The organism is Symplocastrum torsivum, from assembly GCF_059505465.1.
Map to the genome: position 1 here is coordinate 34,053 of NZ_JCACKQ010000002.1, position 20,724 is coordinate 54,776.

General features: G+C 46.1%; 19 protein-coding genes and 1 tRNA gene. 11 read left to right on the forward strand and 9 right to left on the reverse strand.

All coding sequences use genetic code 11. The features are described from left to right. Positions 1-57: 57 nt before the first annotated feature. The 3 genes from AC5JL3_RS00735 to AC5JL3_RS00745 form a co-directional block, all read right to left on the reverse strand. The gene (locus AC5JL3_RS00735) at positions 58-891 is read right to left on the reverse strand and encodes a Uma2 family endonuclease (protein ID WP_496072663.1); all 834 of its coding nucleotides are present in this window, start codon (positions 889-891) and stop codon (positions 58-60) included. 146 nt (positions 892-1,037) lie between these two features. Beyond that, the gene (clpB, locus tag AC5JL3_RS00740; RefSeq protein WP_496072664.1) at positions 1,038-3,677 is read right to left on the reverse strand and encodes an ATP-dependent chaperone ClpB; all 2,640 of its coding nucleotides are present in this window, start codon (positions 3,675-3,677) and stop codon (positions 1,038-1,040) included. Positions 3,678-3,947: 270 nt separating this feature from the next. Next, entirely contained in the window at positions 3,948-4,721 is a 774-nt protein-coding gene (locus tag AC5JL3_RS00745; protein ID WP_496072665.1) for a Uma2 family endonuclease, read from the reverse strand. 90 nt (positions 4,722-4,811) lie between these two features. Here AC5JL3_RS00745 and AC5JL3_RS00750 point away from each other — a divergent pair, with 90 nt between their 5' ends. The 9 genes from AC5JL3_RS00750 to AC5JL3_RS00790 all read left to right on the forward strand — a co-directional run bounded on the left by AC5JL3_RS00750 (position 4,812) and on the right by AC5JL3_RS00790 (position 13,158). Next, on the forward strand, positions 4,812-5,171 hold the full coding sequence (locus tag AC5JL3_RS00750) for a hypothetical protein (RefSeq protein WP_496072666.1): 360 nt from the start codon (positions 4,812-4,814) through the stop codon (positions 5,169-5,171). Between the two features lie 729 nt (positions 5,172-5,900). Beyond that, positions 5,901-6,767 carry a ferredoxin:protochlorophyllide reductase (ATP-dependent) iron-sulfur ATP-binding protein gene (bchL, locus tag AC5JL3_RS00755; RefSeq protein ID WP_313929923.1) on the forward strand — a complete coding sequence of 289 codons (867 nt, stop codon included), beginning with the start codon at positions 5,901-5,903 and terminating at the stop codon, positions 6,765-6,767. A 148-nt stretch (positions 6,768-6,915) separates the two neighbouring features. Beyond that, entirely contained in the window at positions 6,916-8,316 is a 1,401-nt protein-coding gene (locus AC5JL3_RS00760) for a ferredoxin:protochlorophyllide reductase (ATP-dependent) subunit N (RefSeq protein WP_496072667.1), read from the forward strand. A gap of 92 nt (positions 8,317-8,408) precedes the next feature. Then, entirely contained in the window at positions 8,409-8,537 is a 129-nt protein-coding gene (locus tag AC5JL3_RS00765) for a hypothetical protein (RefSeq protein ID WP_496072668.1), read from the forward strand. A 106-nt stretch (positions 8,538-8,643) separates the two neighbouring features. Beyond that, positions 8,644-9,801: a DUF262 domain-containing protein gene (locus tag AC5JL3_RS00770; RefSeq protein ID WP_496072669.1), complete on the forward strand. Its 1,158-nt coding sequence runs from the start codon at positions 8,644-8,646 to the stop codon at positions 9,799-9,801. Next, on the forward strand, positions 9,801-10,910 hold the full coding sequence (locus AC5JL3_RS00775) for an AAA family ATPase (protein ID WP_496072670.1): 1,110 nt from the start codon (positions 9,801-9,803) through the stop codon (positions 10,908-10,910). Before AC5JL3_RS00770 ends, AC5JL3_RS00775 begins: the two co-directional genes overlap by 1 nt. 3 nt (positions 10,911-10,913) lie before the next feature. Then, positions 10,914-11,873, forward strand: coding sequence for a hypothetical protein (locus tag AC5JL3_RS00780; protein ID WP_496072671.1), 960 nt, complete (start codon positions 10,914-10,916; stop codon positions 11,871-11,873). 140 nt (positions 11,874-12,013) lie between these two features. Continuing rightward, positions 12,014-12,742 carry a Uma2 family endonuclease gene (locus tag AC5JL3_RS00785; protein ID WP_496072672.1) on the forward strand — a complete coding sequence of 243 codons (729 nt, stop codon included), beginning with the start codon at positions 12,014-12,016 and terminating at the stop codon, positions 12,740-12,742. Between the two features lie 179 nt (positions 12,743-12,921). Then, on the forward strand, positions 12,922-13,158 hold the full coding sequence (locus tag AC5JL3_RS00790) for a hypothetical protein (protein ID WP_496072673.1): 237 nt from the start codon (positions 12,922-12,924) through the stop codon (positions 13,156-13,158). Positions 13,159-13,250: 92 nt separating this feature from the next. On the opposite strand, the gene AC5JL3_RS00795 is transcribed toward AC5JL3_RS00790, so the two are convergent. The 6 genes from AC5JL3_RS00795 to AC5JL3_RS00820 all read right to left on the reverse strand — a co-directional run bounded on the left by AC5JL3_RS00795 (position 13,251) and on the right by AC5JL3_RS00820 (position 17,687). Continuing rightward, positions 13,251-13,327: transfer RNA gene (locus AC5JL3_RS00795), tRNA-Met, on the reverse strand. A gap of 116 nt (positions 13,328-13,443) precedes the next feature. Further along, positions 13,444-14,400 (reverse strand): asparaginase, encoded by a 957-nt coding sequence (locus AC5JL3_RS00800; RefSeq protein ID WP_192217482.1) that lies wholly within the window; start codon positions 14,398-14,400, stop codon positions 13,444-13,446. Positions 14,401-14,482: 82 nt separating this feature from the next. Then, positions 14,483-14,983, reverse strand: a complete 501-nt coding sequence (locus AC5JL3_RS00805; RefSeq protein WP_496072674.1) for a CGLD27 family protein — start codon at positions 14,981-14,983, stop codon at positions 14,483-14,485. A gap of 4 nt (positions 14,984-14,987) precedes the next feature. Beyond that, positions 14,988-15,392: a ribosome silencing factor gene (rsfS, locus tag AC5JL3_RS00810; protein WP_496072675.1), complete on the reverse strand. Its 405-nt coding sequence runs from the start codon at positions 15,390-15,392 to the stop codon at positions 14,988-14,990. A gap of 212 nt (positions 15,393-15,604) precedes the next feature. Further along, complete coding sequence (gene yqeK, locus AC5JL3_RS00815; protein ID WP_496072676.1) at positions 15,605-16,219, reverse strand: bis(5'-nucleosyl)-tetraphosphatase (symmetrical) YqeK; 615 nt, start codon at positions 16,217-16,219, stop codon at positions 15,605-15,607. A 238-nt stretch (positions 16,220-16,457) separates the two neighbouring features. Next, positions 16,458-17,687, reverse strand: a complete 1,230-nt coding sequence (locus AC5JL3_RS00820) for a glycosyltransferase family 4 protein (protein ID WP_496072677.1) — start codon at positions 17,685-17,687, stop codon at positions 16,458-16,460. A gap of 588 nt (positions 17,688-18,275) precedes the next feature. On the opposite strand from AC5JL3_RS00820, the gene AC5JL3_RS00825 reads away from it, so the two are divergent. Together AC5JL3_RS00825 and AC5JL3_RS00830 are read left to right on the forward strand one after the other, a co-directional pair. After that, positions 18,276-19,673 carry a glycosyltransferase family 2 protein gene (locus AC5JL3_RS00825; protein ID WP_496072678.1) on the forward strand — a complete coding sequence of 466 codons (1,398 nt, stop codon included), beginning with the start codon at positions 18,276-18,278 and terminating at the stop codon, positions 19,671-19,673. Positions 19,674-19,743: 70 nt separating this feature from the next. Then, positions 19,744-20,601, forward strand: coding sequence for a glycosyltransferase family 2 protein (locus AC5JL3_RS00830; RefSeq protein ID WP_496072679.1), 858 nt, complete (start codon positions 19,744-19,746; stop codon positions 20,599-20,601). Positions 20,602-20,724: the final 123 nt, after the last annotated feature.

Below are 20,724 nucleotides of genomic sequence, written 5' to 3' on the forward strand. Positions count from 1 at the left end.
CTCAACAAGGCATTTATTGCCTAACGCAAGAGTGAAAGCTCAAGCTGGAATTCTCAACTAGATTGAATCCGGGTCAATTCCCATCTCACGTAATCGCTCAGCCAGTCTAACTGCCTTTTGCTCTGCCGACTCTGCGCGTTGCTCTGCTAACTCTACCCGTTGCTCTGCCGACTCTGCGCGTTGCTCTGCCATGAGCGCTCGTTCAGTGCCTGTTAACAACAGATTGCCCTGCAAGTCCCACCAGCGAAGCCACTGTTGAGTCTGGTTTTGATAAGCTCCCTCCCAGACACCGACTTCTACCTCCATCGGTGAGATAGGATAATGTCCGCGCTCATTCGGAATCATTCGCTGATAGCGCACTCCTACTAGTTGATACAACTCCAACTCGCCGCTGTTGACGAAGAAGATGCCGTAGTAGGGAATCCGCATGATCCGTTCATACACCCAGAACTTACCGGGGCGAGTAGTTGCGCCTTCTTCTGCATACGAAAGTGGGGTTTGATCACGCTCCTCGCTGCCATCACCAGAGGCAAACTCTAAGGCGAGCGTCGGTGCAATAAATTCTCGCCACAAAACGTAAGAGCGGCGAATCTCACCCTTTAATCTTGGTGGCACATTCGGTACATAAAACCAATCTGGTGCTTCTGCCCCTTTCTCTGGCGGTTCAGTTTCACGCCAGTAGATGCCGCAATCCTGCCCGATCGCATACTGTCCATCTGGATGAATTCGTTCCAGCGTCGTCCCGATCGAGTCAGTCAGGATCAGAGATTGAGGATGCTCCTGGAAATTTTTCACAAACGAACCATCCGACTCTGGTAGCTGCGTGTGGTCGGGAAATTGAGGCGGCAACCCACTGGGAGCCAATGCATTTTGAGCAAGGGTTTCACTCATCCCTATTCCACTGATTTCAATCTGGCTTCAGCATAGCGTAACTGCTTATGCTAGAAGCTGGAGATGTTACCAAAAAACCTGTATCTCGTTTTTGTCTTGACACAAAAAACAGGCTGCGCTGTGGCGCAACCTGTCTAAGATCAACATTAAGCGTTTGGATTCGCTGGGCTTGCCGTCAATAACTCAGCAGGCAAGCGCTTGAAAGCAAGGCGTTCGAGTTCTACATCAACAAAGATGGTGTCTCCGTCCTGGAACTCACCTCGGAGAATGCCCTTAGCAAGTTGCGTTTCCAGTTCGCGCTGGATCGCTCTCTTCAAGGGACGTGCGCCATAAACAGGGTCATAGCCCACTTCTGCTAAGAAGTCGAGAGTACTATCAGAGAGCTTTAATGACATCTTGCGATCGGCTAGCCGTTGCTCTAAACGCTGGGTTTGCAGATGGACAATATGCCGTAACTGGTGTTTCTGCAAGGCGTGGAAGATGATTATCTCGTCAATCCGGTTGAGGAACTCTGGACGGAAGCTAGAACGCATTGTATCCATAACCCGGCTCCGCATCTCTTCGTACTGATTGTCATCAGCAGCAATATCGATAATGTACTGGGAACCGATATTACTGGTCATAATGATAACGGTATTCTTGAAGTCCACCGTATGACCTTGAGCATCGGTGACGCGACCATCGTCCAGGATTTGGAGCATCACGTTGAAGACATCGGGGTGAGCCTTCTCAATTTCGTCAAAGAGAATCACAGCATAAGGACGGCGACGAATGGCTTCGGTTAGCTGACCGCCTTCTTCATAACCAACGTATCCTGGAGGCGCACCAATCAGTCTGGAAACAGCGTGCTTCTCCATGTACTCGGACATATCAATCCGCACTAAGGCATCTTCTGTGTCGAAGAGATAAGCTGCCAAAGCTTTTGCCAGTTCTGTCTTACCGACACCTGTAGGGCCAAGGAAGATAAAGCTAGCTGTGGGGCGATTGGGGTCAGCCAAACCTGCACGCGATCGCTGAATTGCATCGGCAACCGCTGTTACTGCCTCATCCTGACCGACTACCCGATTGTGCAGCTCATCTTCCAGGTGCAACAGCTTCTCCATCTCAGATTCTACGAGCTTGCTGATTGGAATACCTGTCCACTTAGAGATGATTTCAGCAATGTCAGATTCTGTGACTTCCTCCCGCAACAGGGACTTGCCGCTGGTTTGGGTGGCTGCCAAGTGGGATTCGGCTTCTTGTACTGAGGCTTGCAACTCAGTTAGTTTGCCATATTTCAGCTCAGCTGCTCGGTTGAGGTCGTAGTTGCGTTCAGCTTGCTGGATTTCGACATCAACTCGCTCAATCTCTTTTTTGATGCCTTGAATGCGTTCGATGACATCTTTTTCTGACTGCCATTGAGCATTCAACGCACGTTGATCTTCCTTGAGGTCAGCGAGTTCTCGTTCCAGTCTGTCCAACCGATCTCTGGAGGCGCGATCGCTTTCTTTTTGCAGCGACAACCGCTCCATTTCTAGCTGGAGGATTTTACGATCGATTTCATCGAGTTCTTCGGGCTTGGAGGTAATCTCCATTTTCAGCCGTGCGGCGGCTTCATCCATCAGGTCAATCGCTTTGTCTGGTAAGAAGCGATCGCTAATGTAGCGAGTAGACAAGGTAGCTGCTGCGACTAAGGCACTGTCAGAAATCTTGACCCCGTGGTGGTTTTCATAGCGCTCCTTCAGTCCTCGCAAGATCGAGATCGTATCTTCTACACTCGGCTGATCAATATAGACCTGCTGAAAGCGTCGCTCTAATGCGGCATCTTTCTCAATGTATTTGCGGTACTCATCAAGCGTTGTCGCGCCAATACAGCGCAACTCACCTCGTGCCAACATCGGTTTTAGTAAGTTGCCAGCATCCATTGCGCCTTGAGTCGCACCAGCCCCTACAACAGTGTGGATTTCATCAATAAACATGATGATTTGACCATCAGAGTCTGTGACTTCTTTCAGAACGGCTTTCAAGCGCTCTTCAAATTCACCCCGAAATTTGGCACCTGCAATCAGTGCCCCCATATCTAGAGCAATCAATTGCCGATTTTTGAGAGATTGGGGAACGTCATCGTCAACAATTCGCTTTGCAAGTCCTTCTGCGATCGCGGTTTTACCGACCCCAGGTTCCCCAATCAGCACTGGGTTATTTTTGGTACGACGAGAGAGGATTTGAACCGTGCGGCGAATCTCATCATCCCGACCAATTACTGGGTCAAGTTTACCTTCACGAGCAGCTGCCGTTAGGTCACGTCCATATTTTTCCAGTGCTTCATACTTGCCTTCTGGGTTTTGGTCGGTCACTTTCTGGTTCCCTCGAATTTGGTCAATCACGCTTCTGAGCTTCTTCTCGTCTAGTTTAAATTCCTGGAATAAAGCCTTGCCAAAGCGATCATCTTTGACATAAGCCAGCATCAAATGCTCAATTGAGATGTACTCGTCTTTATATTCTTTGCGATAGGACTCTGCTCGATCCAACAGGGAATCGAGACTGCGCCCTAGATAGACAGACTCACTGCTGCCAGATACCTTAGGCTGACGCTGGATAAATTGTTCTACAGCATCGCGCACTCGCGGCATCGGTACTTCAAGTTTATTGAAAACGCTGCTGGCGAGTCCCTCTTGCTCTAAGAGGGCTTTCATTAGGTGTTCACTCTCTAGCTGTTGGTGGTGAGAGGCTTTCGCGACTTCTGGGGTACGTGCGATCGCTTCCCAGGCTTTTTCTGTAAATTGGTTAGGGTTATTTGGTTGCATAGAGTATCAATCTCCCATAATCTGTTTTATAGTAAGTCGCGAGTACAATTGCTCTTCTGTACTAGAAATCGACGTAAAATCAGGGGTTGGGGCATATTCCTCAACACACTGAATGTAACTTATCTGTACTAAGTAGCTAGTAATACCTTCCTCACTCGCAGGGTAGGGATCACCCTATAGCTCCAGCAATCACTAACAATACCAATACAGTTGCTTCCTCTGTTCAAGCTCCAACTGGGGGCAAGGAGGATAGAGTATTGTTGTTCTTTTTTACACCTCTGGTTCTACTCCCAATGCTCTAAGTTGTGCTGCCAATTGCTCCGCTCGTTGATGCTCCTGTTCAGCTCGTTGATGCTCCTGTTCAGCTCGTTCCTCACCTGTTAATAAAAGATTTCCTTGCAAATCCCACCAACGCAACCAAGGCAATTCTGCATTGAGATACTGACCTTGCCAAATGCCTAATTCAATGCCTAGCTGAGAGATAGGATAGTGTCCTCGTTCATTAGCTGCTACGAGTTCATAGCGATTTTCTACTAAGTGATACACCTCTACACTGGCTCGGCTCACTTCATAAATGCCATAAAACGCCGGACGAATCACCTGCTCATAAACCCAAAACTTCCCAGTCATGGGCGTTCTATCTCGCTCCTCTGATAGCGAAGCGTTAGCGAGTCTTCGAGCGTCGCCATCACCTGAAACAAACTCTAAGACAATCAGTGGTGCAATGTACTCTTGCCACAAAACATAAGAACGCCGCATTTGACCGTTTAGAGTAGGCGGTACATTCGGCACATAAAACCAATCTGGAGCTTCTGCACCTCTTTCGGGTGGTTCAGTAATGCGCCAATAGATACCGGAATCTTGCCCGATGCAGTATTGCCCATCCGGATGGAGTTGTTGCAAAATTGGCTGGATTGAGTCAGTTAGCAGGATGCTCTGAGGATGTTCTTGGAGATTTTTCACAAAGGTACCATCTGACTCCGGGAGCTGAGTATGGTCAGGGAAGGAGTAGCCTAACTCTATCGGTGTGAAAGCAGAACTCATAAGCAATAGTGTTTTAAAGACAGTAGCTTTCGTTCTAGTCTGTGCTTCTATCGTAGATAGAAACACAAAAAGAATCGCAAGAAGGAAACTATGGTGAATCCTTTTGACCCGGATGACGACTTGCCATTAGATGAAGACCTCTTTGGTCGCACCTTAGAAGACTTCACCATGACGGGTAGACTCCGCCGATTCCACGAATCTTTTGATAGCAGCATCCGTGCCATCTTGCAGGCTTGCCTATTCCGCATTCACGATGAAGACGGTGTTCTCATATTCCAGATTCTTTGCCCTAACCAAGCTGTACAGAAACGCCTTTTCACTAAGCGAGAAAAAGTTCGCAACACCCTTCAATGGATTTGGAGCAACCTCGACTACTATGCCTTCTGCGTTGAGAAAGAGGCTTTAGAGTGTCAGGTACTAAATATGAAGCGCTACAGAGGTGGTGTTTGAGCCAGATTTAGCTTCTGGGACACTTAAGCTGTCGGAAATTAAGTAAGTGCAATCACTTCGGGAAAAATTTATTTTTATTCACAAAAACCCTGGCTCCGTTCACAAAGGCCTGACTCGCTGTCTTAACTGCTTATCTAGCTAAGCCAACGACTCAAACACGCTTCACTCAGTTTTCATTGGTTAAATTGATTGAAATCCTTGCTGTATAAGCTATTGGATGCCTTAGCTTAGGATTAAACAGCCTTGTGAGCTAATGGTTCATAGTGCTGATTCAGTAGAAGCAACAATATTTTTTGTTTTTTGTACCTATTTACATAAAGTAAAACAACAAATTTTAAAATAAGGTCTACAGATTTATTCAGATTGTTTTTGAGACTATCAAGACAATTCAGTGAACTCTTAAGCTGAATATGTAGTTTTTATTGCCCATTCCAGCAGAAATGCCTCTTTCATTTCGTTTGTAGTTAGTCAATAATGCAATCAACGCCCCAATAGGAGCACTTTCTTCGCTGGCTGTAGGTGCGTTAGTGAAGCGGCAACTAAGTTCCAGCGCTTATGTAGCAGTTCTCAGTTAAATGAGATACAGCTAAAAGGTGTGAAACAGCCCTACTAGTCAGGAAAACAAAAAAGCTGATGGCTGATAGCTGACAGCTTTCTGCTATATGCAGACCATTTAAGCGGCAAAGACAATATTCAAGTTTTAATCCGAACGATAGGAGACGAAGAAGAGTGAAACTTTCAGTTTATGGAAAAGGCGGTATTGGTAAATCAACCACCAGTTGCAATATCTCAGTTGCCTTAGCGCGTCGTGGTAAGAAGGTGCTGCAAATTGGTTGCGATCCAAAGCACGATAGTACCTTTACTCTTACAGGCTTTTTGATTCCTACGATTATCGACACGCTTCAGGAAAAGGATTACCACTACGAAGATGTCTGGCCTGAAGATGTCATCTATAAGGGTTACGGTGGCGTTGACTGCGTAGAAGCTGGTGGCCCTCCGGCTGGTGCAGGTTGCGGTGGCTATGTGGTTGGTGAGACAGTAAAGCTACTCAAAGAACTCAACGCTTTTGATGAGTACGATGTTATCCTGTTTGACGTTCTGGGTGACGTGGTTTGTGGTGGTTTTGCTGCTCCCCTAAACTATTCTGACTACTGCATGATTGTCACAGACAACGGCTTCGATGCCTTGTTTGCTGCTAATCGGATTGCTGCATCTGTGCGTGAAAAAGCTCGTACTCACCCCCTACGTCTTGCTGGTTTGATTGGCAACCGGACATCGAAGCGTGACCTGATTGATAAATATATTGATTCAGTACCGATGCCAGTTCTTGAGATTCTGCCCCTAATTGAAGACATCCGTGTTTCTCGCGTGAAGGGGAAAACTCTGTTTGAGATGGCAGAGACTGACCCTTCTCTCAACTACGTCTGCGATTACTACCTGAACATTGCTGACCAGATTTTGGCGTGTCCAGAAGGTGTTGTGCCGAATGACTCTCCTGATCGGGAGTTGTTCTCCTTGCTATCTGACTTCTACCTCAATCCGGCTCAACCGCCAGTGAGGACAGAGGAAGAAGAGTTAGACCTGATGATGGTTTGATAGCTTCATCGCTTTGCCGCATAAAAGCTAAAGCTACACAAGCAAAGCCCTTCTAGCTGGGCTTCCAAAAACAAAGTTATTGGGAGACGGGTGTCTCCTGATAGGTTTTTAATGACTTGTTTAAGAGAAGAGGAGATAAGATTTTTCCATGACCGTTGCTCAACCTGAACCTTTAAATTTTGAGTGTGAAACCGGAAATTATCATACCTTTTGCCCAATTAGCTGTGTTGCATGGCTATACCAGAAGATTGAAGATAGTTTCTTTTTGGTGATTGGCACGAAGACTTGTGGCTATTTCCTCCAGAACGCCATGGGCGTGATGATTTTTGCAGAACCGCGCTATGCGATGGCGGAGTTGGAAGAGGGGGATATTTCGGCACAACTGAATGATTACGAAGAACTGAAGCGTTTGTGCTTGCAGATTAAACGCGATCGCAACCCTAGTGTGATTGTCTGGATTGGCACCTGCACCACTGAAATCATCAAGATGGATTTGGAAGGCTTGGCTCCTAAACTAGAAGCTGAGATTGGTATCCCCATCGTTACCGCTCGTGCCAATGGCTTAGACTATGCTTTTACCCAGGGTGAAGACACCGTACTAGCCGCAATGGCTCACCGTTGTCCTGATAAAGCTCCTGTGATGGAAGCAGAGAAAGAAGAACGGAATGCGATCGCTAAACTCCTCAACTTCGGTCGCAAGAAAGAAGATGTGGTTGCCGAAGAGACAGAATACGTCGATCATCCACCTCTCGTATTGTTTGGTTCCCTGCCTGACCCTGTTGTTACTAACCTGACACTAGAACTTAAAAAACAGGGAATTAAGGTTTCCGGCTGGCTACCCTCCAAGCGTTACACTGAGTTGCCAGTCATTGAAGAAGGCTACTACGTTTCTGGTGTCAACCCCTTCCTCAGCCGCACTGCCACCACCTTGATGCGTCGCCGCAAGTGTAAGCTGATTGGCGCACCCTTCCCAATTGGTCCTGATGGCACCCGCGCCTGGATTGAAAAGATTTGTTCCGTCTTCGGGATTGAACCCAAAGGGTTGGATGAGCGGGAAGCCCAAATCTGGGCAGGTATGGAAGACTACCTCAAGCTGATTCGTGGCAAGTCAGTCTTCTTCATGGGTGATAATTTGCTAGAAATCTCGCTTGGCCGTTTCTTGATTCGTTGTGGCATGACTTGCCCAGAAATTGGTATTCCTTACATGGACAAGCGCTATCAAGCGGCTGAGTTAGCGTTGCTAGAGAAGACTTGCCAGGAAATGGGTGTCCCGACTCCGAGGATTGTCGAGAAGCCGGACAACTATAACCAGATTAAGCGGATTCAAGAACAGGAAATCGATTTAGTCATCACGGGTATGGCTCATGCTAACCCCTTGGAAGCACGAGGTATCAATACCAAGTGGTCGGTTGAATTCACCTTTGCTCAGATTCACGGCTTTACGAATGCTCGTGACATTCTAGAACTGGCAACTCGTCCTCTACGCCGGAATAACAATCTCAAAGACTTAGGTTGGGACAAGCTGGTGAAGGAAGAAGCTAAGGTTTGACCTCTCCCCCTACCCCTCTCCTACGAGGAGAGGGGAGTAAGAAAAAAGTCTCTTCTTAATAGGTAATAGGCAATTGTTAGGGGCGATCTGATGTGCGATCGCCCTTTTTTTATGGCGGCTCATCTCAACAACTCAGCTTAGCTGGATTTAGGAGAGTTCGAGCGTGGGGGATTGGGGCGATCGCATTTATGGCAAGCCCATCCGTTAACTCTGCAAGATAGTACGATCCAAGTACGTCATCCAAGAAAACTCCCTTTTGCTGATGTAGTTCCACCAAGCATGAGCAGCGGGTGACTAAATGGATGTTAACGCCAAGGAGTACGCGCCGTGACAGAGCTGAAGAACCCAAATGCCGAATTCCTCGATGACGACACTGACCTCAACGAGGGTACATGGTTCGACTCAGAGGAAGAGGATATCGAGCCAGAGGAAGAGGGAATTACTGAGCCGTTTGACCCTACCAAGATTAGGGTTGATACCAGGCAAATGACTGTCGATCTACTACTTTCACGAATTCAGCATGATGAACTTGACATAGCTCCTGGGTTTCAGCGTCGTGAGGGAATTTGGACTAACGATGCTAAAAGTCGGCTAATTGAGTCTATCCTCATCCGTATTCCGCTCCCAGCATTTTACATAGATGCAACTGATGACGATAAATGGTTGGTTATCGATGGGATACAACGGTTGACAGCTCTCAAGCAGTTTATCATCGACAAGCAACTAACGCTAAGTGGGCTACAGTCTCTTATTCAGCTTGAGGGCAAAACCTATGATGAACTACCCCGTCATTATCAGCGTCGAATCCTTGAGACGCCACTGATAGTGATTCTGCTTGAAAAGGGCACATCTCCTGAAGTTAAATTCACTATATTTAAACGGATTAACACAAGCGCTTTGCCTCTATCCTCGCAAGAAATTCGTCATGCTTTAAATCAGGGACCAGCAACAAACCTATTGGCTAAACTCGCAGATTCAGATGAATTTAAGAAAGCAACTAGCAATAGTATCAGTAATAAAAGAATGGTAGATAGGGAGTGTATTCTTAGAGTTTTAGCTTTTATGATTCATCCCGATCCTGAACAAAAACAACAAAAATTTGATGAGTTTCTCAATGAAAGAATGTCAGATATAAATCGAATGTCTACTCAACAAATAGAACTTCTTGAAAAAGAGTTTTCACAATTAATGGTTGCAGCATTTGAAATTTTCGAGGAAGATGGTTTTCGCAAGCCCTCTCAGCCGAACGAAGCAAAGTATCCGGTTAATAAGGCATTATTTGAAGCTTGGTCAGTCAACCTTTATAAACTTAGTGAAGAGGAGCTTAAGATTCTAAAAGATAGAAAGGATGATTTAAAACAAAAAATTATAGATTTGACGAATGAAGGTAAATTCGATAATCCTGTATATAGGAGTACTGGAAGCATTAAAACTGCATTGCGTCGATTTAGTGATATTGAACAACTCATCAAGGCAGTCCTGTAATGATTCATTTACTGCGTTTGCAAAACTTCAAATGTTTTGAGGATCTGTCCCTTGAGTTCAGACCACTTACCCTGTTTTCAGGTCTCAATAGCACAGGTAAATCCTCAGTGCTTCAATCTCTACTACTGCTGCGTCAATCTTATCAACAGGACTTATTGCCAGAGACAGGTTTGGCACTCAATGGTGATTTAGTATGTCTTGGCACCGCTCAAGATACTCTTTTTGAAGGAGCTAAGGAGGACGAGATTAGTTTTGATCTTATCCTTGCTGATGGAAGGGAGGGGATTTGGCGTTTCAACTACAACCGTGAGGCTGATGTGTTAGCTCTTGCCTATGATGTGATTTCTGCTGATATCTATGAATCAAGTCTTTTCAACGATAATTTCCACTATCTTCAGGCAGAACGTATTGGACCTCGCACGTCCTTCGAGATATCAGATTTTCAGGTGCGCCAGCATCGACAACTTGGTGCTAAAGGTGAATACACAGCATACTTTCTTTCAATTTTTGGCAATAAAGATATTACCAAGAAGGCACTTAGCCATCCGCAGGCAATGTCACTTAGTCTAAAAAACCAAGTAGAGGCATGGATGGGAGAAGTAAGCCCAGGTACACGCATAGAAATTGCCTCAAACTCAGGTATGGATTTAGTGAGTTTGCGATATTCCTTCGGAATCAGCAACGACTACCGTGCAACCAATGTTGGGTTTGGAATTACTTATACTTTACCAATCCTTGTGGCAGCGCTTTCGTCCAGCGCAGGCACACTGATTCTAATTGAAAACCCAGAAGCTCATCTCCATCCCAAAGGGCAATCAAAAATGGGTGAGTTGCTGGCACTTGCAGCGAGTTGTGGCGTTCAAGTTGTGATAGAAACTCATAGCGACCATGTTTTAAACGGAATTCGTCTTGCCGTTCATGACGGCAAGCTTAACCCTGAAGATGTCCAGTTGCACTACTTCCAGCGACAAGAGAAAGAAGGGCAAGCTTTTACTGAAGTAGTGTCACCACATATTGATCGCAACGGACGCATTGATAAATGGCCCGATGGCTTCTTTGACGAGTGGGACAAGAGTTTGGAGGCTTTGTTAGAACCGGCGGGAGAGTAGTAAATGGATCTTGAGATGGTGTTGAATGAACTCTCCCTGCGAACTCCCGCTCCTGATATTCAAACAGCGCGACAATGGATGTCAGACTTAATCAGCACTGTGCGTACAGCAACTGCCCACGGCGTGAAAAAGGTCATTCGCACTCAGATCGACTTTCAGAGTACTCTCCTTGCACCTGACTACCCTCTGGTTCGCTGGCGCAATGACGGTGAGGTAGATCGAGAGACTCGTCTTTTCTTTAAGACTCTGATAACCAAAGCTCCCCTCTTGACGGATGTTGTAGATCCAGAGATTGAGAACAGGGTTGATTTGTCTGACTTTAAGCACCAGGGAGTGCAAGCAAGTGGACTTGGTCATGCTCTTTTGCTAAATGCCCTCGCCCTGAGCTTGCGATCGCAGGAACAATGGTATCTCAGTCGCTTAGAGTTGGAAGTCACACGACTTGATGAAAATGAGAACTTCATTGATGAACTAGTGGAGATTATCCACGCCAGTTGTAGCAACCATGTTCTGGAACACGCTGATTGGATAAAAAACACTATCCGAACCAAAGTGAATGACGGGTTAGATCTGTGGAATCGTAAAGATGAGTTGCTTCCTAGTTTGGAATTCTGCGAGTCTGTTGCTAAGCAACTGAAAAGCATCCGTGCTGGAAACCTGGAGCTACAACCTGTTGTCAAAGCATTGTTTGAGCTTGAGAACTACTGTAAAAATTGGAATGCTGGTACTTTCAGTCTGGAAGGCTACTTAATCGAAGTTTCTCGTGAAAGTCAACCGACCCTCAATAAATACGGCAAGCAACGAACCTTTCGTTGTCTTGATGGTAAGGAGCGTCTGTTTGATTGGCACGTCAAACTGAGGTTATGCAACTGGCGGATTCATTTCTTTCCAGATGTACTACCAGGAAAGATTATTATCGGTTATGTTGGTCGCCATCTTCCTACTGTGAGCGCTCCAACATAAACTGAAAACTTGAAAGCTTTTTAGCTAAAGGTTTTAAACAGTTTTATTTAGCCTACAGAGGACGCACCGAATAAAAGCGATCGCTCTCTTAATTTATCTACAATTCCCTTAAGGCTCATAAATAGGGATGAAGATGCGCTATGCCAATCGCTACAGCCAGTTATAAAATCACTTGGGAGAAGCTACCTGATGATTTTCTCTTACCCAATGACCCAGTGGACAATATAGATCAGCCTGCATTAGCAGCCGCATTGAGTGATAGTTTAGAGCAAGCAGGGCGGTTGCAAGAAGATGTGTTAGTCAGCACTAACTATGGTGTCTGTGCCACATTAGATGGCAAAATCGTTGTTAAAGCGCCTGATTGGATGTACGTGCCTCAAATTGGGGTTGTACGAGACGAAGTTCGTCGTAGTTATACGCCACAGCTACAAGGGGAAATTCCGGGAATCGTGATGGAGTTTCTCTCGGAGACAGAGGGAAGCGAATATTCTATTAAACCGACTTATCCACCCGGTAAGTGGTTTTTTTACGAGCAAGTGTTGCAAGTACCGCAATACGCGATTTTTGAGCCAAAACAAGGAGTGCTAGAAGTTTATCAGCTAAATAATTCTGGGCGTTATGACCTGCAACAGCCTAATGCGGAAAATCACTATAAAATTGAGGCACTAAATCTATTTCTTGGTGTATGGCAGGGAACAAAGAGCAACCGAACGGGTTACTGGTTGCGTTGGTGGAATGAAAATGGGCAAATGTTGCCGTGGGGAATAGAATTAGTTGAACAGGAACGACAACGTGCTGAACAGGAACGGCAACGTGCTGAAGCGTTGATAGCACAGTTACGAGCAGCAGGAATTGAGCCGCAGTTGTGAGGAACAGTTGCCTCAAGAGAAGCTAATCCTACATTGACCCCTTAAGGAGAGACATTCACCGAATTTAGGGGTTTCGATTAGAATTGATGAAACTTATGCTTGATAGCTGCTCTGTGTCATGCTCTCTAGGCTTAGCGCATAGGTTATACCTGAACTAAAACAAGTTGGAGCAGTCAACAATGATCAAACGGAAATTGGCTTTAGCCGCTCTCCTATCTACCACTACAATTGCTACTGGTGTTTTGTTGAGTTCAGCGAGTTCGGCTCAACCCTGTTCACTAAGGAATTCTGATTCCTATCAGGAACGCTACGAACAAGCGAACTGGTTACGCTCTCCCTTAGCCGTCTTTATTACCTTACCGGGAATTGCGATCGCTACTGCTCTGTCTGTAGGTTATCGCTACTACAAAAGCTAGAACTGCTCATCAACTTGTCAAGGAAACTTACAGCAACACAATCCAACAAGAAAGCCCCACAAGCTTTAACACTTACAGGGCTTCTTTTTATTTGGTGGCGGGAGGCGGATTTGAACCACCGACCTTCGGGTTATGAGCCCGACGAGCTACCAGGCTGCTCTATCCCGCGTCGCTTTTTCTAGTATAACTCTTAATTTGAAAATGTGACAACTAAAAATTAGAGATTGGCAGGAGAAAGGGCAAAAAGATTAGCCTGTCTGGTTTGCGCCGTGCTTGATAACGTCCTTAATACAGCATGGAGAGTTCGCCCACCACCTCTAACCGCTTGAAACTGCTCAGTTTCATAAACGTTTCTGACAACGTTTCTGATACTGTAGGGCTAATCCAGCCCAACTGCTTGAGTAGATGAATAGCAACAGCGTATTTTGCTCGATGTGCGCCATCCATTACCTTAATGGCTAGACCTAAGCCTTCCCCAACACGACCAATGCACTGAACTCCTTCTGCTCCAGCTTTACTCACAAGTTCACCTTCAGACAACCGCATGAGCGTAGTATCAAATGCACCTTCTCCGGCTATCATGTCTGGGTGATGGGTCATAGCGCGAACAATCCGCTCCATTGCCAAATTGTCACCAGAAGCTAGTTGGGCGTACAAAGATGCCATTTGACGGAGTTGCATGAGATAAGTTGGTGCGCCGCAGTCATCACGAGCACGAATAAACTCTTCTCCCGGCATCTTCATCAACTCAGCAACTTGGGTCAAAACTAGCTTTTGGACAGGATGGTTGTACTGCAAATAATTATTCAGTGGCCACTGCCGTTGCTGGCAGACAGCTAGCATCCCGGCGTGTTTACCAGAGCAGTTGTGTTGTAAGGGACTTTGCTTCCCTTCTGGCGTTGGACATTGTAGTGCTGATGAATCTACATCACAGCGCCAAAGGATATTAAAAACCTGTCGTGCTTGTTCAATTGTCCCGTGATGAGAACTACAGATAATTGCCAAATCACGGTCGTTCAGGCTGTACCGTTCCAGGGTGCCAGTCGTTGTAATTGCTAGCGCCTGAAACGGTTTAAGAGACGAGCGAACAAATGTCGCTGTTTCTGAATTACCTGCAACAGAAAGAACCCGTCCTCGAACGTCACTGACGACAGCTTGGACGCGATGTGTCGATTCAACAAGCCCTTCCCGCAGGAGGCGAACTTCTATAACTGGTGCTTGAAAACGATTTCCCCTTGTCATGCGTAAGACTCTAACACGAGAAGGGGACACAATAATTGCCATGTCAGCAGCATAAACTTTGCCTTAACTGACTCGATTGAGTTTATAAGAAATTCCAAATTAGGCTACCACCGAAGACAAATAGAACAAGGATTGAGAACGTCCGTTTGAGACGTTGTAAAATCGGCTGAACTTGATAAGAGACAATTAGGCGATCGCGTGTCAGAACTTCTGGTGGCTTTGTCCAGGTTTGACCATCATACCAACCCGACTCCTCATAAAATATTGTCTCGCGTAAAAGGCGATCGCGTACATACGACCACCCTAAATAGAGCCGCAGTATGATCAACGCGACAAACACTCCTGCTCCAGCCGCACCACAAAGCATAAACTGCAATATGTACTTCTTCGGTGCAAAACTCGCTGCTGCCAACGGCCCGGCGATAAGCCAACTCCAGCCCCATACCCAAGCGAGCTTTGTCACATAAACTCGCAAGTCCAGAGTTACCCAGCTAAAGAACCAAGAGTCCCTTAGTGCCTGATACTCATTAATCGGTTGTTGCTCAGTTGGAACCGGACAGACAGCAGCAGGAGATTCCATCATATTTTTAGTCACTTAGCGGTTGGGAAACCTGGAATTCGATTTGTTCGGCGTGTCCCCAGAACGCTTCCAGATTATAAAACTCCCGCTCTTGAGGCAGCAAGATGTGGACAATCACCTCACCGTAGTCCTGAAGTAACCAGCTTCCTTCAGCTTGTCCTTCTGCCCTCAGAGGTAGCCGCTGCCAGACATCTTCTACCTTCTGTTCAATTGACTGCGAGATTGCTCTTACCTGCGCTTTAGAAAAACCTGTGACAATCACAAAGTAATCTGCCAGATAAGACACTTCTGACACCTTGAGGATAACAATATCCTCTGCCTTGCGATCATCTGCTGCCTGAGCAATAGTTATGGCTAGCTCTCGGCTCAAATCTTGTTTTTGGGCATCCGTTGCGATTAAAGTAGAAGGCATTTTTAATTGTTCTCTCATCAAATCTGAATTTCCTTGTTCACGCACAAGACAAACATTTATCAACAATGAACTCGAAGGCTACAGCGATCGCACTACCTCGAATCTCATAGTTTCAGTGCAACAGTTGTGCTGCTGCTGTACAAGCAATCCAAGCTGATCCCAAAGAGATCGCGTTACTATTCGGTTTATGACTTCAAGCTTCACCACACGATTTAAGCTGTTACGGTGTCTGCTGGATGGTCTTTTGATTGCGTTTTTTGGCTTGACGACATTGCCAATGCCCAATTTCGAGTCAAGATCGTGCGGGGATGAATCAAACAGCGGCTATTAAGCAGGAATTTTAAAGAATAGTCGCAGGTTAGCCAGACTGATTTATAAAGGCCTTGCCGACTAATTCTTCGTAATTCTTCCAACTCCGGTGTATTACCACGACCAAGTTCCAGAGTATCAGCGATAAATACAACGCACGATAAGTCACTCATGCCGGGACATCCCAAGGTGTGAAGTGCGATCGCTTGCAGTACCTCTTCATCTTGTACGCCGAATCTGTCTTTGGCGACAATCGCACTGACATCTGCGTGCAATAGATGAGGAGTGGCTTCACATACGGGGTCTACTTCGAGGCAATTGTTCCTCGCCATTTCTAGCAGTACACTCTTGCTAAAGTACTTAGCCAAGTCGTGCATTAATCCGGCTTGAGCTGCCTTCTCAACATTAAGATGGTAATGCCCAGCGAGTTCAATGGACATCTGCTCAACACCCAGAATATGCTGAAGCCGAGAAGCAGGAACGTTATCTGCTAACCAGGTTAAGACCTGATCACGCATTACATTAAAAACTCCTAATGGCAACGTTACAACTCTGCAATCTGCTTGCAGCAGCAGGGATTCCCAAGAAATCCTTTGATTAACGTGCTGCCTGATGGCAAACAACGCCAACTCCCCTCGCCTATTCTCAAGCAAGGCTGCTACTTGCAGTCATACATGGTGCTTTCTCCTTGTTATCTGGTGGTAACACCTTTTGCACCGACAAAAATGAAACCATGCTCAATGTTTCTATTTTAGCTTATGGCTTTTGAATGGCGGCAAAGAGTTCTTCATACTGGTTGAGAGCTTGCTCAAACGTATAGTTCTCAAGGGCATACTGCCTACCCTTCTCACCCAGCACTTTTACTTTGTCAGGATTGTGATACAACTCCAGAATTTTTGCAGCTAAGGCATCTGGGTCTTCAGGCGGAACAACAATTCCACCGCCACTTTGTTGAATGGCTCTGGCAGCTGTGCCAGTCGCAGGAACCGAAGCAACAAGCGCTCGACCACTGGCTAGCAGAACTTGAATCTTAGAAGGCATATTAAAGCAAAGCACATTTTGCTTTTGAACCACCAATCCCACATCCGCTGCTGCCAGCATTTCCGGAAGTGTTTCGCGAGGTTGTAGCGGCAGTAAGGTAACGTTGGTCGCGCCACAGGTTTCACAGTAATTTCGCAATCGCTGTAAAGCGTGTTCTTCACCAACAATCACAATGGCAATATCAGGAACATCAAGCAAGCGAGTCGCTGCTTCAATAACAGTTTCTAGTCCTTGGGTTAGCGCAATGTTGCCGGAGTAAAGCGCAACGAATTTATCAGTAAGCTGATGAGCAGCACGGAAACCGTTATTTTCTTTCGGTAACGGTCGAATGAAATTGACATCAACCCAGTTGGGAATTTGCACAATTTTTTGAGCGGGTACATCCTTCTTGAGCAAGTGGTCAACAAAGTCGTCTGCAATGACAGTTATCTTGGTCGCTGTCCGATATGCAAACTTTTCCAACGCTTCAAAGATGCGAATCAGCTTTGGGTTTTTTAGTAAGCCAACGTGAACAGCGGCATCTGGCAAGATGTCTTGGAGATTGAGAACAATAGGAGTGCGGTGTATCCATCCCAACAGGGCAGCAGGAACGGCAACTGGCAAGGGTGGTGCAGTGGTAAAAATGACATCTGGACGCTTACCCCTGAGCGCATGGACAAAGCTTGTAACAACGAAGCTAGTTTCTAGTAATAATCGATCCAGTAAACTTGGCTTAGGGCGAACCCAAACATAACTCCGTTGAATAGCAACCCCGTTAGTGAGTTCGGTAAGGTACAACTTCCCTCGATATCCTTCATAAATCCGACGTTGCGGGTAGTTAGGCATACCAGTAACAACGCGAACTGTGTGTCCTTTTTTGACCAAACCTTCTGCCAGTTCTGTAACTAGGGGAGCAATCCCAATGGGTTCAGGATGGTAATTATAGGAATAAATCAGAATGTGCATAACTTGAGGTTGCCATCTGGGTAGATACTTGCTGAGGTTATTGGGATTGTTTATCCAGGCTAGCCTCCTGTCTGCCAATCATGTTTGAATTTTCCTTACAGACTTTAAAGGCGATCGCCTTCCTAAAATTTCTGGAAGAGAGAAAAATAGAGTGATGGGTTTAAACATCAAGTTGTGAGAAATCATTCATAAGTTGCTCTCCTCCCGTGTTTTTCAGTAGAAAAACATCAACACAACGGAGCGACTTTGAATATCTCTGATCTCATCCAAGAGTGGGTTCCTCATCAATTTATTCAAGACTATTGCTGTAATGCACGTTTATGATACTTGCTCATGCTAAGCAGTAGAATTCCCCTCTCCTTTAGATTACCCAGCAAGACCTCTTTCACTAGCTAGAGACGAGGGGAAAAATGAGGTAGGGGGTAAAGCCAGCTTATAAGCTCCATCCAATCGCTTCGCCATTGCCTCGTTCGGGAGTGAGAACAAAAAGCTAGATGGTAACTCAAAATTTTGGTCAGTGTAATGGCTCTTACCCCCTAAATTAGTTCAATAATCAAATTCTTCGACTCAAATGCCTTCCAAAATACCATGGCAGTCCCAACAAAATTGACAATTGGACTTATCCTTGATGAGACAGTCGATGAGCAGAGGACGCTTGAGCGAATTGAAACTTTACACGAAGCTGGACAGATTGACATTGCTCGACTGTTAGTCATTTCTGATCAGCAAGAAGTGCCTAAATATGATTTCACAATATCTGGAAAACTTTACTCGAATGCTTCTCTACAAAGAGTAGCGACGAGAGTCAATCTCTCAGAATTCATCAAAACTTTACAAACTGACTTCATTGGTTACATCCCTCGTGGAGTCACCTCAAGCTTACGGCTACCGGATATTTCCTCAGTTGAGTTCAATTTCCTAACCCCTTGGCTACCAGACGCTGATTTACCTAAGGAAACGGCAAAAGAAATGCCTGTTGATGCTGTTGCTTGGATTGCGTCGCGTAGTATTGTCCAGTCTGTCTTGCCACAACTTAACGAACTAGACAATTGGACAGTTTTAGAGGTAGCTCTAGCCCTAGAAAGAAGTAACATCCCGTTCCGGTGGGGTGCAATATCTGGGAGTGAGTCAGAGTTGCCCAAGCAAAAAAGCGGTTCACCTGTACCGTTAACAGCCACTGCCACAGTTCTCGCTCTCGTGCCTCATTACCGCTGTGAAACCTGGCTGCATCGGTGCCTTCGCTCGTTAGTGACTCAGACACGACTCCCGGAAGGAATTGTCGTAATTGATGATGGTTCTGGTAAGCCACCTGTCACCATCGTTGAGGAATTCCCCAGTGTCACGCTTTTAACAGCACCTCATCAAGTTGGACCGTATAGACTAATCCAGCAAGTCATTGATGATACCAACTACGATGCCTATCTATTTCAAGACGCTGACGACTGGTCAACAAGCGATCGCCTTTACAAGCTGTTGCACACGGCTGAGGTGAGTGGCGCTGAGTTGGTTGGCACACAGGAATTACGAGTTTTTGAAGAAGAATCTAAGCTCAACCCCGTAGTTTATCCCCTTGATGTCAATGCTGCGTTAGCCGAAAAACCAGGGCATCCTCTACTTCACCCAAGTAGTTTAGTTGCACGGGACTTGGTACAGCGCCTCGGCGGATTTGCGACAGGTTTACGCTTTGGCGGCGATACCGAGTTTTTGTTGCGTGCCGCATTAGTAGCAAGAATTGTTAATATTCCCGACTACTGCTATTTCCGTAGGAAGCGGGCAGGTTCGCTAACAACTGCCCCTGACACTGGATTAGATTCAGCCGTCCGCATTGAGCTTCTCAAGACCTTGAAAAACCGAGCCTTAACGAACTACACTGTCTGCCGTGAAGGACAGCAACCCTGCCTTGAGCCTTTGGTAAAAGCAGAACCTATCGTACTTTCGCATATCACAGGACCTCAGTTATCTTGGGTCACAGATAGCTTCCTGTAAGAGTACAGCTAGAATCGAGAAGCTTTACTGAGATTTTAGTAATTAGCGCTTAAAGTACTTGTCTATAAATATGGGTGAAGCTAACGCATCAAAGTTGGAGGTAATTATTCCTGTCAAAGATAGGGCTGAGGTGATGCCATGTGTTCAGTCACTGACCCAATCCAGGGATAAGGTAGCCAGGGTTATTGTATGCGACGGCGGTTCAACTGAAGCCCGATGTGTTGAATCTCTCCACGAACTAGAACGGCAGGATAATGTCCTGGTTATGCACTTGCCCGCTTCAGGATTTAATAAAGCGAGGCTGATTAATCAGGGGATCGCTCAGGCAACGAGTGACTGTCTGCTGATTTCAGACGCTGATATCCTCTGGAATGAAGCTAGCTTAAATGCTCTGTTGAACCATGTCTTGTCCGATACCCAGACAATTTGCTATGTCCAGGATGTAGAGGAATCTGTTGCTCACTCAGTTGCCCTGAAGCGCGATCGCTATACCTACAACTTGCACCTCGATAATGATGTTGCCTTGGTTTCAGTTGTACCAGGGTCTGACCAAGCAGGGAATTATCGACCGGGTTGTGGACTGATCTGTGCTCGAAGGATGACGCTGTTTTCCTTAGGTGGGTATAAGGAGATTTTTACAGGATGGGGATGGGAAGACCAAGATCTACTACTTCGGGCTAGCGTTCTTGGTATCCAGATCTGTGCAACTGGTAGGGTGTTGCACCTCTCACACGAAGACACAGCCCGTAATAGACATCATGGCAATGTCCAGCCGATTCAAACTCGAAACAGCAACATCATTACCTCAATGCAGTCTTTGGCTGAGGGAGTCCTTATGGGAGATTTGCAGATGGAAGCAGTGATTGAACCGAAACCTTATGTAATCCGCATTCAGCTTCCGGTGTCGCTAGGCTATGAGATGGCTTGAGCCACTTCCCCGTTTTGAAAACGGGGGATTCAGGCATCATGCAAGGATTGCAGTCGGAGACTGTCTTACATCCATTAAACTCAGCGAGATTGTCACCAACCCCGCTGGTCTTCAAAACCGTGC